Consider the following 14,117-nt stretch of genomic DNA (forward strand, 5'->3'; position numbering starts at 1 on the left):
CGGGGGTCCTCCAGCGGAGGGCCCCCGCTCTGCATGCCGGGTCGTCCCGAAACCCTTCAGCACCGAGGAGAACCGTGTCCCCCACCCACCGCCTACGCATCCTGGCGACGAGCGTCGCCGCGACAGCCGCCCTGGCCGCGCCCCTCGTGATCGGGGCCGTCCCCGCCCACGCCGCCGCCGGTGACGACTGGCTGCACGTCTCGGGCAACAAGATCGTCGACCAGTCCGGCAAGGAGGTGCTGCTCACGGGCACCAACTGGTTCGGGTTCAACGCCAGCGAGCGGGTCTTCCACGGCCTGTGGTCCGCCAACATCACGACGCTGACCAAGAGCATGGCCGACCGCGGCATCAACACCGTGCGCGTGCCGATCTCCACCCAGCTGCTGCTCGAGTGGAAGGCGGGGACGTTCCTCAAGCCGAACGTCAACACGTACGCGAACCCGGAGCTCGAGGGCAAGAACAGCCTGCAGATCTTCGACTACTGGCTGACCCTGTGCGAGAAGTACGGCATCAAGGTCTTCCTCGACGTGCACAGCGCGGAGGCGGACAACGCGGGGCACGTCTACCCGGTCTGGTGGAAGGGATCCATCACCACCGAGGACGTCTACGCCGGCTGGGAGTGGGTCGCCGAGCGATACAAGAACAACGACACCCTCATCGGTGCGGACCTGAAGAACGAGCCGCACGGGACCCAGGGCTCTGCCGAGCGGGCGAAGTGGGACGGGTCGACCGACAAGGACAACTTCAAGCACTTCGCCGAGACCGCAGGCCGCAAGATCCTGGCGATCAACCCGAACTGGCTGATCTTCGTCGAGGGCATCGAGGTGTACCCGAAGCCCGGCGTCCCGTGGACGTCGACCGGCCTGACGGACTACTACGGCACGTGGTGGGGCGGGAACCTGCGCGGGGTCCGCGACTTCCCCATCGACCTGGGTGCGAACCAGGACCAGCTCGTCTACTCCCCGCACGACTACGGGCCGCTCGTCTTCGAGCAGAAGTGGTTCCAGGGCGAGTGGGACCGGTCGACGCTCGAGCGCGACGTGTGGGACCCGAACTGGCTGTACCTGCACAAGGAGAACACCGCACCGCTGCTGATCGGCGAGTGGGGCGGCTTCATGGACGGCGGCCGCAACGAGAAGTGGATGGTCGCGATCCGCGACCTCATCGTCGACCGCCGCCTGAGCCACACGTTCTGGGTGCTCAACCCGAACTCCGGGGACACCGGCGGCCTGCTCAACTACGACTGGACCACCTGGGACGAGGCGAAGTACGCGCTGCTCAAGCCGTCGTTGTGGCAGGACGGCGGGAAGTTCGTCGGGCTCGACCACGCCGTCCCGCTGGGCGGGGTCGGCAGCACCACGGGCAAGTCGGTGTCGGACGTCGGCGGGCAGACCGGTGACACCATCGCGCCGTCCACGCCGACGAACCTGGCCGCCGGGACCGCGACGACCACGAGCATCCCGCTGAGCTGGTCCGCGTCCACCGACAACTCCGGTGGGTCGGGTGTCGCGGGCTACCAGGTGTACCTGGGCACCACCCTCGTCGGGAGCACGACCTCGACGAGCCTCACCGTGACCGGGCTGGTGGCGGACACGGCCTACCAGTTCTCGGTGCGCGCCAAGGACGTCGCCGGCAACGTGTCGGCGGCCTCGACGGCCGTCACCGCACGGACGGCCGTCGGCACCGGCACGGACACGGTCGCACCGAGCGTCCCGACCGGGCTCGAGGCCGGGACCGGGACGACGACGTCCATCCCGCTGCGGTGGAACGCGTCGACCGACAGCTCCGGCGGCTCGGGCGTGGCCGGCTACGACGTCTACCGCGCCGGCACGCTGGTCGGGAGCACCACGACGCCCAGCTTCACGGCCACCGGCCTGACCGCGGGGACGTCGTACGTGTTCACGGTCGTCGCCAAGGACGTCGCCGGCAACCGGTCGGCCGCGTCGTCGGCACTGACGGCGTACACCGCCCCGGACGTGTCCACGGGCTCGTGCGCGGTCACGTACACGGCGAACAGCTGGAGCACCGGGTTCACCGGCTCGGTGAAGATCACCAACACGGGCACCAGCCCGCTGGCCGGCTGGTCGTTGGCGTTCACCTACGCGAACGGCCAGAAAGTGACGCAGGGCTGGAGCGCCACCTGGTCGCAGACGGGCTCGACCGTCACCGCGACGGGCGTGGCGTGGAACTCGACGCTCGCACCCGGCGCGAGCACCGAGATCGGGTTCAACGGCACGCACACCGGGACGAACACCGCACCGACCGCGTTCACGGTGAACGGCGCGTCCTGCACGGTGAGGTGACGCGAGACGCGCGGGGGTCCGTGACCGGACCCCCGCGCGTCAGCTCACGGCGTCGGTGACCGCGGCGACGAGCTCGTCGATGTCCGCGTCCGTGGTGTCGAACGAGCACATCAGCCGCACCTCACCGGTCTCGACGATCCAGTCGTAGAAGCGCCACCGCCGGCGCAGGACGTCCGCGACACCGGGCGGGAAGATGACGAAGATGCCGTTGGCCTGCGTCGGGCGCGTCACCTGGACGCCCGGCAGGTGCTCGATGCCGGCCCGCAGCCGCGCGGCCATCGCGTTCGCGTGCTGCGCAGACCGCAGCCACAGGTCACCCTCGTACAGCGCGACCAGCTGTGCCGAGACGAAGCGCATCTTCGAGGCGAGCTGCATGTCCATCTTGCGCAGGTACGTCAGGCCGCCGTCCGCGGTCGGGTCGAGCACGACGACGGCCTCCCCGAACAGCAGGCCGTTCTTGGTGCCGCCGAGCGACAGGAGGTCGACGCCCGCGTCCGTCGTGAACGCGCGCAGCGGCACGCCCAGGCTCGCCGCCGCGTTCGAGATCCGCGCGCCGTCGAGGTGCAGGCGCAACCCGTGCTCGTGCGCCTGGTCGGCCAGGGCGCGGACCTCGTCGGGCGTGTAGAGCGTGCCCAGCTCGGTGGACTGCGTGATCGACACGACGCCCGGCTGGGCGCGGTGCTCGTCGCCGAACCCCCAGGCCTGCGTCGCGACGAGCTCGGGCGTCAGCTTCCCGTCGGGCGTGGGGACGGTGAGCAGCTTGATGCCGCCCATGCGTTCGGGGGCGCCGTTCTCGTCCGTGTGGATGTGCGCGGTCTCCGCGCAGACGACCGCACCCCAGCGCGGCAGGACCGACTGCAGCGACAGCACGTTGGCGCCGGTGCCGTTGAACACCGGGAACACCGTGGCCCGCTCGCCGAAGTGCTGGACGACCACCTCGTGGAGCCGGGACGTGTACACGTCCTCGCCGTACGCGGTCTGGTGGCCGCCGTTGGCGTCGGCGATCGCGGCGAGCACCTCGGGGTGCACCCCCGCGTAGTTGTCGGAGGCGAAGTCGCGGCGGTCGGCATCGTGCAGTCGGGTCACGGGGACCAGTCTCCCCGACGACCGCCGTCCACCTGCGCACGACGGGCGGGTGCGGCATGATCCGTGCAGACCACGAGGAGGACGACCGTGCACGAGCACGATGCAAACCCGGACGACGGCCGGGACGAGACCCACAACGAGCGCGCGGACCGCAACTGGAACGAGCTCCTGCAGGAGCTGCGCGTCACGCAGACCGGCACGCAGATCCTCACCGGCTTCCTGCTGACGATCCCGTTCCAGCAGCGGTTCGGGGACCTCGACGCGTACCAGAAGGACCTCTACCTCGTGCTCGTGGTCCTCGCCGTGCTGGCGACCGCGCTGTTCGTCGCGCCCGTCAGCCTGCACCGCATCCTCTTCGGCCGGCGCCTCAAGCCCGAGCTGGTGACGGCCGGCGGCCGGTTCGCCCGCGCGGGTCTCGTCGTGCTCGCCCTCGTCATGGCCGGCAGCGCGATGCTGATCTTCGACGTGGTCCTCTCCCGCGACGCGGGGCTCACCGTCGGGATCGCGTCGCTGGTGCTGCTCTTCGCGTCGTGGTGGGTGGTCCCCCGGCTGATCGCCCGGCGCGCGCGGGACTGAGTCGCGCAGAAGACCTGACCACGACCTGGGCGAGCGATACGGTCACCCACCTGCTGCCCACTGGCCGTCGACGGCGGCAGCACGCTGCACGTCCTGGTCGACGGTCGCCCAGCCGTCCTGCGATGGCTTCATGGTGCCTGGTACGGCCCCAGCACCGGTCGGTACGTGCGCGACCTCAGCGTCCAGCAGGGCGTGGAGCCCGTGTTCGGCGTACCGCTCTGGCTGCGTACCGAGTGCTGCGGCGGTCACCCGCTCTGGCGAACGACGAGGAGCACCTGACCTACCTCGAGGCTACGTCCGCACGAGCCTCACGGAGGCGTGAGCCTCGTCAGGACGCCGAGGCTGCGCGGCAGGTGGCGCAGGTGCCGACGAGCTCGATGGTGTGGTCGACGTCGTCGAACCCGTGCGCCGCGCCGACCTGGGCCGCCCATGCCTCCGCCTGACCGGCCTCGATCTCGACCGTGCGACCGCAGCTGCGGCACACCAGGTGGTGGTGGTGGCTGCGCTGCTCGCACCGGCGGTAGACCGACTCGCCGTCCTCGGTGCGCAGGACGTCGACGTCCCCGTGCTCCGAGAGGCTCTGCACCGCCCGGTACACGGTGGCGAGCCCGACGCTGGACCCGCGGGCGCGGAGCATCTCGTGGAGCTGCTGGGCGCTGCGGAACTCGTCGATGTCCTCGAGGAGGTCGAGGATCTCGGCGCGCTGTCGCGTCTGACGTGGGACGACGACCATCATCGACCTCCTTCCTGAGACTGGTTCCCACTATAACGCGACCGAGCCCCCGATCCCGGAGGATCGAGGGCCCGGTCGAGGTGCTGAGGTCAGCCCTGGACGGCGCGCTTGAGGGCGCTGCCGGCGGTGAGCTTCACGCGGTAGCCCGCGGGGATCTCCAGCTTCTCGCCCGTCTGGGGGTTGATGCCGGTGCGAGCACCACGCTCGGCGCGGGCCACGGCCAGGAAACCGGGGATCGTGACGGCCTCGCCGGCGGCGAGGTTCTCGACGAGAACCTCCTGGAAGGCCTTGAGGGCCTTGTCCGCGTCGGTGTTGGTCAGGCCGGTCTTGGCCGCGACGGCCTGGACGAGCTCGGTGCGGTTCACGCTCACTGGATGTGCTCCTCTGTGTTCACTCGGACATGCGGGCCCACTTCCGGGCCGTTCCCCGGGGCGCGCGGCAGTACCGCGAGTTCCGGGGACGATCGGCTGACACTAACCCGACTTCCGCGGGAATCCGTGCATCGGGCGTGTCGCGTCACCTGTGGGTTCGCGCCAGGAGGTCCTCCACCGGCCACGTCGTGATCACGCGGGCGGGGTCGAGGTCGTGCTGCGCTGCTCGGGCGCAGCCGGCCCCGAGCCAGTCCAGCTGACCCGGTGCGTGGGCGTCCGTGTCGATGGAGAAGTCGCACCCGGCCTCGATCGCGATCGCGAGCAGCTCGTGCGGGGGGTCGAGGCGGTCGGGGCGGCAGTTGATCTCGACGGCGACGCCGTGCTCGGCGCAGGCGTCGAACACGGCGCGCGCGTCGAACTCGCTCTGCGGCCGGCTCTTGCCCTTGATCTGCCGCCCCGTGCAGTGCCCGAGGACGTCGGTCCGGGGGTTGCGCACCGCGGCGATCATCCGGCGGGTCATCGGCCCCGACTCCATCCGGAGCTTCGAGTGCACGGACGCCACCACGACGTCGAGCTCGTCGAGCAGGGAGGGGTCCTGGTCGAGGCCGCCGTCGTCGAGGATGTCGACCTCGATGCCGGTGAGCACCCGGAACGGTCCCACGGCGCCGTTCAGCGCCCTGACCTGCTCCAGCTGCGCGCGCAGCCGCGACGCCGACAGCCCGTTGGCCACGGTCAAGCGGGGCGAGTGGTCCGTGATCGCGAGGTACTCGTGCCCCAGCTCCATCGCCGCGAGGACCATCTCCTGGATCGGCGTCTTCCCGTCGGACGCCTCGGTGTGCGAGTGGAGATCACCGCGCAGGCGTTCCCGCAGTGCGGCGGCGCCCGGCTCGAGCGAGGTCGCATGCTCACGCTCGAGCTCGTCCAGGTACTCGACGGGCTTGCCCCGCAGCACGTGGGCGACCACGTCGGCCGTGCGCGCCCCCACCGCGGGCAGGTCGGTCAGCGACCCCGAGGCGGCCAGCGCGACCAGGCGGTCGGGCGCCTGCCGCTCGATGCTGCGCGCAGCACCGCGGAACGCCTCGCTGCGGTAGGGGCTCGCCTGGGCGCGCTCCAGCAGGAAGGCGATACGACGCAACGCCGCGACCGCGTCGGCCTGCCGGTCGGCGGACGAGGTCACGACGCCTTGCGGCGCGTCTTGCGCGGGGTCGGCTCGTCCTCGTCGGCCTTCTTCTTCGCCTTGGTCTTCGGCTTCGGCTTCGGCTCGGCCTCCGGCTCGGGCTCCTCACCACGAGCGCCGCGTGCCTTCTCGACGCTGCGCTGCAGAGCCGCCAGCAGGTCGACGACGTCGCCGCCGCCCTCGCCTGCACCCTCCTCGCCGACCGGCACCGGGACCGCACGGGTGCTCCCGGACGAGACCTTGGCCTCGATGAGCTGCTCCAGCGCGCCCGCATAGCGGTCCTCGTACTGCGACGGGTCGAAGTCCGCCGCCAGCGAGTCGACCAACGACGCCGCCATCGCGAGCTCCTGAGGGCGCACCGAGACGTCCTCGTCGAGCACCGGGAAGTCGGCCGCGCGCACCTCGTCGGGCCACAGCAGCGTCTGCATGACGATGACGTTGTCCCGGACGCGCAGGATCGCCATCGACTCGCGCTGACGCAGCGCCACCTTCACCACGGCCACCCGGTCCGCCTGCTCGAGCGCACCGCGCAGCAGCGCGTACGGCTTGGCGGCGGTCTTCTCCGGCTCCAGGTAGTACGTCTTCTGCAGCAGGATCGGGTCGACCTGGTCCACCGGCACGAACTCGAGCACCTCGATCTCGCGCTCGGTCGACAACGGCAGCGACTTGAAGTCCTCGTCGGTGAGCACCACGAGCTCGCCGTCGTCCGTCTCGTAGCCCTTCGCGATGTCCGACATCTCGACGGGCTCGCCGTCGATGCTGCAGAACTTGCGGTACCGGATGCGTCCGCCGTCCTCCTTGTGCACCTGGTGCAGCGTGACCTCGTGCTCCCCCGTCGCCGAGTAGAGCCGCACCGGGACGTTGACCAGCCCGAAGGCGACCGCGCCCTTCCAGATCGCTCGCATGGCCGTGTCCTCCAGTGATGGCTGCTGGGCGTGTCGGTACCAAGCCGCGACCGGCGCGGCCTCCTATGGGCAGGATGGACCCGTGGAGCCCATGCTCGCCACCCCTGCGTCCAGTCCGGCGGAGCTCCCGCGCGGGCCGGAGTGGGCCTACGAGGTGAAGTGGGACGGGGTGCGTGCGCTCGCGGACACCACCTCGGGCCGGCTGCGGCTGTGGAGCCGCAACGAGCGCGAGATCACCGCGGCGTACCCGGAGCTGCGCGGGCTGGAGGCGGTCCAGGGCGCCGTGCTGGACGGGGAGATCGTGCTCATGGCGGACGGGATCCCCTCGTTCACGGCCCTCGCGGAGCGCATGCACGTGCGTGATCCTCGGCGTGCGGAGGTGCTCGCTGCGAAGCGGCCGGTGACGTTCCTCGTGTTCGACGTGCTCCGGCTGTACGGCGTCGACGTCACCCGCAGCACGTACGACGAGCGCCGCGACACGCTGTCCCGGCTCGACCTGCCCGACCGCGTCGAGCTCTCCCCCGTCTACCCGGACGGGCAGGAGCTCTGGGAGGTCACCAAGCAGCTCGGGCTCGAGGGCGTCGTCGCCAAGCGCCGGTCGTCCCCGTACGTGCCGGGCCGACGTTCACCCGACTGGGTCAAGGCCCCGCACCGCCGCACGCGCGCGGCGCTGGTGGGCGGATGGCGCGAGGAGACGAACGGCTCGGGCCGGATGGGTGCGGTCCTGTTCGGGGCACGCGACGCCGACGGTGCCCTGCGCTACCTCGGCCGGGCCGGCAGCGGGCTGACGGGCCGGCGCGCGACGGACCTGCTCAAGCTGCTGGTGCCGCGCAGCGACTCCCCGTTCGACGACGAGGTGCCGGCCGTCGACGCACGCGGCACCCGCTGGTGCGAGCCGACCGTCGTCGTCGACACGCTGTACCTCGCCCGCAACCCGACCGGTCGGCTGCGCCAGCCGGTCGTGCGGGCCGTCCGCACCGACACCGACGCCGACCCGTGGGAGCAGCCGTGACGCCAGAACGCCAGATGGTCGACGTCGAGGGTCGCCAGGTCAGGGTCAGCCACCTCGAGAAGGTCATGTACCCGTCGACGGGGATGACCAAGGCCGAGGTCATGAACTACCTCGTCCAGGTGGCCCCCGCGCTGCTCCCCCAGCTGCGCGACCGTCCGGTGACCCGGATCCGGTGGCCAGACGGGGTGGGGAGCGAGAAGTTCTTCGAGAAGAACACGCCGCGCGGCGCCCCGGAGTGGGTCCGGCGCCAGACGCTGCGGGCTGCCCCGGGCGCCGAGGACGAGGGTGCCGAGCTGGAGCTGCCGTTCCTCGACGACCTCGCCGGGTTGGTCTGGGCGGCGAACCAGGGGGCGCTCGAGCTGCACACCCCGCAGTGGCGGGTCGGACCGCGCGGCAAGATCCACAAGCCCGACCGTCTGGTGGTCGACCTCGACCCGGGTGCTCCCGCTGGGCTGAAGGAGTGCGCGGCGGTGGCGCACCTCGTCGCGGACCGGCTGCGCGAGGACGGGCTCGACACGACCGTGCCCGTCACGTCCGGCAGCAAGGGCATGCAGCTGTACGCGCCGCTGCCGGGCAACCAGACGGTCATGGAGATCCGGCAGTACGCACGCGACGTCGCCTACGAGATCGCGGCGGCGCACCCCGGCCAGGTGGTCGCGATCATGAAGAAGGACCTGCGGGGCGGGAAGGTGCTCATCGACTGGTCGCAGAACCACCCGGCCAAGACCACCATCACGCCGTACTCGCTGCGCGGTCGCGACGTCCCGCACGTCGCCGCGCCGCGGTGGTGGGACGAGGTCGGGCCAGGGCTGCAGCAGCTGACGCCGGACGAGGTGGCGGCGCGGCTCGCGGACCGGGGAGACCCGTTCGCCTGAGGCGTTCCGATGGCGGCGCCGCCGCAGGTGGGGCAGCGTGGGTGTCAGCCGGGATCGACCCGCACCCACACACGAAGGAGCCTTCGATGGCGCTGCCGAAGTACACCGTCCCGTCCCTCACCCTCCAGGAGGGTGCCGACGTCGCCGCCGTGCTCCAGACGCGGCTGGACGCTCTGAACGACCTGGCGCTGACGCTCAAGCACATCCACTGGAACGTGGTCGGACCGCACTTCATCGCCGTCCACGAGATGCTCGACCCGCAGGTCGACGCCGTGCGGCTGATGGTCGACGCGATCGCGGAGCGCATCGCCACGCTCGGCGTCGCTCCGGTCGGCACGCCGGGCGAGCTCGTGAAGAACCGCACGTGGGAGGACTACTCCATCGGGCGGGACAGCGCGATCGCCCACCTCGGCGCGCTCGACGTGGTCTACATCGGCGTGATCGAGGACCACCGCAAGGCCGCGAAGGACGTCGAGGAGATCGACGACGTCACCAACGACCTGCTGGTCGGCCACCTGCACGAGCTCGAGCTCTTCCACTGGTTCGTCCGTGCGCACCTCGAGTCGGCCGGCGGGGTGCTCACGACCGGCAACGCGCAGAGCGAGAAGACCGCCGCGCGGAAGGCGTCCGCGAAGGACAACGCGTGACCGTGCCCCCCAGCACCAGGCGCGGCGCCCCCAGCGCCCGGCCCGTCGTCGGCTCGTCCGGCGGCGGGTCGGTGCTCCGTACGGCGCGGCCGGGCGGCCCGGCGGTCGCGTCGGCCAACCCCGCGTCGTCCGTGCCCCGCACGCACGTCGCCGCACGCCTCGAGGACGGGTTCGACCGTGCCGTGGCGCACCAGCTCCGACGCCGCGGGTGGACCGTGCGGATCGAGCCGTACGCCGGGTACGGCGCGACGGGCTGGGTCCGGGTGCTCGCCCGGACGCTGCTGGCCGCGCCCCAGGTCCGGGACGACGAGCTGCCCGGCGCGGGCGGCAGCGCGCAGGCCGGCGCCCGGTCGGCCACGGCGCTGCGCGGCTGGCGCAGCTTCGCGACCGCCCAGGTCTCCGGCGCGGAGCTCGAGGTCCAGGTCGGCGACCGGACGCACACCGTCGTCACCGACCGCGGCGGGTACGTCGACACGATCCTCGAGTCGGACCTGGCACCGGGGTGGCACGAGGTGCGTCTCACGACGAGCGACGGCTCGACCGCGACGGCCCCGGTGCACGTCATCGGTCCGGAGGTGCGGTACGGGATCGTCAGCGACATCGACGACACCGTCATGGTCACGCGCCTGCCCCGACCGTTCGTCGCCGCCTGGAACGTGTTCATGCGGCACGAGAACGCGCGTGAGGCCGTCCCCGGGATGGCGCGGCTGTACGCCGAGCTGCGCGCGGGCGGCCAGGACGTGCCCGTCGTCTACCTGTCGACCGGTGCATGGAACGCCGCCCCGACGATCGCCCGGTTCCTGCGCCGTCACCGGTACCCGGCGGGACCGCTCCTGCTCACGGACTGGGGACCGACGAACAGCGGCTGGTTCCGCAGCGGGCCGGCTCACAAGGTGGCCCAGCTGCGCCGGCTCTTCACGGAGCTGCCCGACGTCCAGTGGGTGCTGGTCGGCGACGACGGCCAGCGCGACCCGCAGATCTACGCCGGGGCGGCGCAGCACTTCGGCGACCACGTCCGGGCGATCCTCATCCGGCAGCTGACCTTCGGGGAGCACGTCCTCGCGCACGGCGTGCCCGTGCCGACGACCGACTCGGTGCGTGCGGAGGAGCAGGCGGCACGACGCCCCGACGGGATCCCGGTGCTGCAGGGCGCCGACGGGCAGGAGCTGCTGCGTGACGTCCGCGCGGAGGGGATCACCCTCTCCTAGAGGCGCTCGGGGTCGTCCCAGTCGTCGCTGCTGGCGATGGCCTCGTCGTCGGGCTCGAGCTCGACGGCGTGCAGGGACCGCGGCGCGTGGTCCGGGTTGCCTCCGGACCGCGCGTCGGCGGCGTCGAGCTCGGCCTGCACCGGAGCGGGGTCGGCGAGGTGCTCGGCGGACGGGTCGGACGTCAGGTCGCGGTCGCGGCTCATGGTCCGGTTCTACCGTCCGGCGGGTCGTGGTGCACGCGAGGACCATCCCCTGGTCGGCGATGTCCCGACCTGTGCGCTGCGACGGCCGAAACGATTAGTGCACTCCTGCACTCTCGAAGCGCTTCGATACGGTCGCGGCGGTCGTCGCCCAGCGGCGGCTCCGGAGGTCCTCGACACCGTCGCCGAGGCCCCCGCACCCGCCTTCACGAAGGAGTGCCGCGGATGCCCGCCCCCTCGCTCACACCCCGCGCACCCGCACGGATCGCGGCCTTCGCCGCCGCCGGCGCCCTGGTCGCCGGCGCTCTCGTCGCCGTCGCCGGCCAGGAGCCCGCCCATGCCGCCGACTCCCCCTACTCGTGGAGCAACGTCGAGATCGTCGGCGGTGGGTTCGTGCCCGGGATCATCTACAACCAGACCGAGAAGGGCCTCGTCTACGCCCGCACCGACATCGGCGGTGCGTACCGGCTCGACACGACGACCGAGCGCTGGATCCCCTTGCTCGACCACGTCGGGTGGGACGACTGGGGCCACAACGGGGTGCTGTCGTTGGCCACCGACCCCGTGGACCCGGACAAGGTCTACGCCGCCGTCGGCATGTACACGAACAGCTGGGACCCGAACAACGGCGCGATCCTGCGGTCGTCGGACCGCGGCGCCACCTGGTCCAAGACGACCCTCCCGTTCAAGGTCGGCGGCAACATGCCCGGCCGTGGCATGGGCGAGCGTCTCCAGATCGACCCCAACGACAACCGGGTCCTCTACTTCGGCACCGAGGGCGGCAACGGCCTGTGGCGGAGCACCGACTCCGGGGTCACGTGGGGCAAGGTGTCCAGCTTCACCAACGTGGGGAGCTACGCGCAGGACCCGAGCGACCCGAACGGGTACCTCACCACCAACCAGGGCGTCGTCTGGGTGACGTTCGACCCGACCAGCGGCACCAAGGGCTCGCCCACGAAGACGATCTACGTCGGCGTGGCGGACAAGGAGAACACCGTCTACCGGTCGACCGACGCGGGTGCCACCTGGTCGCGGATCGCCGGCCAGCCCACCGGGTTCATCGCCCACAAGGGTGTGTTCGACTCCGTCGGCAAGCAGCTCTACATCGCCACGAGCGACACGGGCGGCCCGTACGACGGCGGGCACGGTGACCTCTGGCGGCTCGACGCCGCGACGGGCACCTGGACCCAGGTCAGCCCCGTCCCGTCGTCCAGCACCGACAACTACTTCGGATACAGCGGCCTGACGATCGACCGCCAGGACCCCGACACCATCATGGCGGTCACCCAGATCTCCTGGTGGCCGGACATCCAGGTCTTCCGGTCCACCGACCGCGGTGCCACGTGGTCGCGGATCTGGGACTTCGACGGCTACCCCAACCGCTCGCTGCGGTACTCGCTCGACATCTCCGGTGCCGGGTGGCTCACGTTCGGCAAGCAGCCGGCGCCGCCGGAAGCCAGCCCGAAGCTCGGCTGGATGACGGAGTCCTTCGAGATCGACCCGTTCGACTCGGGCTCGTTCCTCTACGGCACCGGCGCCACGATCTACGGCGGCTCCAACCTCACCGACTGGGACACCGGCGGCAAGGTCGACATCAGCGTGAAGGCGCAAGGGCTCGAGGAGACCGCGGTGCTCGACCTGGCCGCTCCCCCGGGATCGGTCCAGCTCGTCTCCAGCCTCGGGGACATCGGCGGCTTCGTGCACACGGACCTCACCAAGGCACCGTCGGCGTACTCGGCCACCGCCCCGTTCATGGGCTCGGTCAACGGCACGGACTTCGCGGAGAAGACCCCCGCCACGATGGTCCGCGTGGGGTCCGGCGACGCCGGCACCTCGCACATCAGCGTCTCCACCTCGAGCGGCAGCTCCTGGTGGGCCGGCCAGGAACCGTCCGGCGTCACCGGCGGCGGGACCGTCGCGATGAGCGCCGACGGCAGCCGGATCGTCTGGAGCGCGGACGGCGCCGGCGTGCACACGTCGTCGACGCTCGGGTCGAGCTGGACGAGGTCGACCGGAGCGGCCACCGGCGCGCGCGTCGAGGCCGACCGGGTCAACCCGCTGAAGTTCTACGCGTTCTCGGGCGGCACGTTCTCGACCTCGACCGACGGTGGAGCCACGTTCACGGCGTCGGCGGCGACGGGACTGCCCGCGACCGGGAACGTGCGGTTCGCCGCGGTGCCCGGCCGCGAGGGCGACATCTGGCTCACCGGCGGGACCACGAACGCGACGTACGGCATGTGGCGCTCGACCGACTCGGGCGCCACCTTCACCAAGATCGCCGCCGTGGACGAGGGTGACGCGATCGGCTTCGGCAAGGCGGCACCGGGTGCCTCCTACCCGGCGATCTACACGTCGTCGAGGATCAACGGGGTCCGGGGGATCTTCCGGTCGATCGACGCGGGCGCCAGCTGGGTCCGCCTGAACGACGACACGCACCAGTGGGGCTGGACCGGGTCCGTCGTCATCGGCGACCCGGACGTGTACGGGCGGGTCTACGTCGGCACCAACGGGCGCGGCGTGATCGTCGGCAACCTCACGGGCACGGACCCGACCACGTCGCCGACACCGACACCGACGCCCACGGCAACGCCGACCGTCACCCCCACCCCGACGGTGACGCCGACGCCGACCGTCACGCCGACGGTGCAGCCGGGGGTGTGCGCGGTGACGTACACGACGTCCGACTGGAACACGGGCTTCACCGCCGCGGTGAAGATCACCAACGGGAGCACCTCGGCGATCACCGGCTGGGCGCTGGGCTTCACGTTCCCCGCGGGCCAGACCGTGACCAACTTCTGGTCGGGCGCCTTCACCCAGTCGGGCGCGACCGTGAAGGTCACGAACGCCGCGTGGAACGGAACGATCGCACCCGGCGGCACGGTGGAGCTGGGCTTCAACGGTTCCCACACGGGCACCAACCCCAGGCCGACCGCCTTCACGCTGAACGGCACGAGCTGCACGACCGGATGAGCCGCGGGGTGAGCGGCGTGTGACACGGACCCGCCGCCCGCCCCGCACCGGCCC

General features: G+C 71.5%; 13 protein-coding genes. 7 read left to right on the forward strand and 6 right to left on the reverse strand.

The features are described from left to right. Positions 1–74: 74 nt before the first annotated feature. Positions 75–2,303, forward strand: a complete 2,229-nt coding sequence (locus CTE05_RS03900) for a cellulase family glycosylhydrolase (protein WP_146844813.1) — start codon at positions 75–77, stop codon at positions 2,301–2,303. Between the two features lie 39 nt (positions 2,304–2,342). Here CTE05_RS03900 and CTE05_RS03905 read toward each other — a convergent pair whose 3' ends face one another. After that, positions 2,343–3,389: a threonine aldolase family protein gene (locus CTE05_RS03905; RefSeq protein WP_146844814.1), complete on the reverse strand. Its 1,047-nt coding sequence runs from the start codon at positions 3,387–3,389 to the stop codon at positions 2,343–2,345. A gap of 87 nt (positions 3,390–3,476) precedes the next feature. On the opposite strand from CTE05_RS03905, the gene CTE05_RS03910 reads away from it, so the two are divergent. Then, positions 3,477–3,965 (forward strand): DUF6328 family protein, encoded by a 489-nt coding sequence (locus CTE05_RS03910; RefSeq protein ID WP_146844815.1) that lies wholly within the window; start codon positions 3,477–3,479, stop codon positions 3,963–3,965. A 328-nt stretch (positions 3,966–4,293) separates the two neighbouring features. Here the strand turns inward: CTE05_RS03910 and CTE05_RS03915 are convergent, their stop codons facing one another. From CTE05_RS03915 to ku, 4 genes are all read right to left on the reverse strand, one after another. Then, positions 4,294–4,698, reverse strand: coding sequence for a Fur family transcriptional regulator (locus CTE05_RS03915; protein WP_146844816.1), 405 nt, complete (start codon positions 4,696–4,698; stop codon positions 4,294–4,296). Positions 4,699–4,787: 89 nt separating this feature from the next. Next, complete coding sequence (locus CTE05_RS03920; RefSeq protein WP_055914607.1) at positions 4,788–5,069, reverse strand: HU family DNA-binding protein; 282 nt, start codon at positions 5,067–5,069, stop codon at positions 4,788–4,790. A 145-nt stretch (positions 5,070–5,214) separates the two neighbouring features. Beyond that, positions 5,215–6,246 (reverse strand): PHP domain-containing protein, encoded by a 1,032-nt coding sequence (locus tag CTE05_RS03925; protein WP_146844817.1) that lies wholly within the window; start codon positions 6,244–6,246, stop codon positions 5,215–5,217. Then, positions 6,243–7,151 carry a non-homologous end joining protein Ku gene (ku, locus tag CTE05_RS03930; RefSeq protein WP_146844818.1) on the reverse strand — a complete coding sequence of 303 codons (909 nt, stop codon included), beginning with the start codon at positions 7,149–7,151 and terminating at the stop codon, positions 6,243–6,245. Before ku ends, CTE05_RS03925 begins: the two co-directional genes overlap by 4 nt. Positions 7,152–7,242: 91 nt before the next feature. Here ku and CTE05_RS03935 point away from each other — a divergent pair, with 91 nt between their 5' ends. From CTE05_RS03935 to CTE05_RS03950, 4 genes are all read left to right on the forward strand, one after another. Beyond that, entirely contained in the window at positions 7,243–8,163 is a 921-nt protein-coding gene (locus CTE05_RS03935) for an ATP-dependent DNA ligase (RefSeq protein WP_307724278.1), read from the forward strand. Then, positions 8,160–9,038 carry a non-homologous end-joining DNA ligase gene (gene ligD, locus CTE05_RS03940; protein ID WP_146844820.1) on the forward strand — a complete coding sequence of 293 codons (879 nt, stop codon included), beginning with the start codon at positions 8,160–8,162 and terminating at the stop codon, positions 9,036–9,038. Before CTE05_RS03935 ends, ligD begins: the two co-directional genes overlap by 4 nt. Before the next feature lie 86 nt (positions 9,039–9,124). After that, positions 9,125–9,685: a Dps family protein gene (locus CTE05_RS03945; RefSeq protein ID WP_146844821.1), complete on the forward strand. Its 561-nt coding sequence runs from the start codon at positions 9,125–9,127 to the stop codon at positions 9,683–9,685. After that, positions 9,682–10,893: an App1 family protein phosphatidate phosphatase gene (locus tag CTE05_RS03950; protein ID WP_246123250.1), complete on the forward strand. Its 1,212-nt coding sequence runs from the start codon at positions 9,682–9,684 to the stop codon at positions 10,891–10,893. The genes CTE05_RS03945 and CTE05_RS03950 overlap by 4 nt, the downstream gene beginning before the upstream one ends. Here CTE05_RS03950 and CTE05_RS03955 read toward each other — a convergent pair. Next, positions 10,890–11,096, reverse strand: coding sequence for a hypothetical protein (locus CTE05_RS03955; protein ID WP_146844822.1), 207 nt, complete (start codon positions 11,094–11,096; stop codon positions 10,890–10,892). The genes CTE05_RS03950 and CTE05_RS03955 overlap by 4 nt on opposite strands. Positions 11,097–11,318: 222 nt before the next feature. On the opposite strand from CTE05_RS03955, the gene CTE05_RS03960 reads away from it, so the two are divergent. Continuing rightward, positions 11,319–14,063, forward strand: coding sequence for a cellulose binding domain-containing protein (locus CTE05_RS03960; RefSeq protein ID WP_146844823.1), 2,745 nt, complete (start codon positions 11,319–11,321; stop codon positions 14,061–14,063). Positions 14,064–14,117 lie beyond the last annotated feature (54 nt).

Origin of the sequence: Cellulomonas terrae, from assembly GCF_007990265.1 — a bacterium.
Taxonomy (GTDB): Bacteria; Actinomycetota; Actinomycetes; order Actinomycetales; family Cellulomonadaceae; genus Cellulomonas; species Cellulomonas terrae.

Bases quoted from the DNA above. Each gene is read 5' to 3' on its own strand.
- CTE05_RS03945 (WP_146844821.1), top strand. From the start codon at position 9,125: ATGGCGCTGCCGAAGTACACCGTCCCGTCCCTCACCCTCCAGGAGGGT.
- ku (WP_146844818.1), bottom strand. From the start codon at position 7,151: ATGCGAGCGATCTGGAAGGGCGCGGTCGCCTTCGGGCTGGTCAACGTC.
- CTE05_RS03915 (WP_146844816.1), bottom strand. From the start codon at position 4,698: ATGGTCGTCGTCCCACGTCAGACGCGACAGCGCGCCGAGATCCTCGAC.
- CTE05_RS03955 (WP_146844822.1), bottom strand. From the start codon at position 11,096: ATGAGCCGCGACCGCGACCTGACGTCCGACCCGTCCGCCGAGCACCTC.
- CTE05_RS03935 (WP_307724278.1), top strand. From the start codon at position 7,243: ATGCTCGCCACCCCTGCGTCCAGTCCGGCGGAGCTCCCGCGCGGGCCG.
- CTE05_RS03960 (WP_146844823.1), top strand. From the start codon at position 11,319: ATGCCCGCCCCCTCGCTCACACCCCGCGCACCCGCACGGATCGCGGCC.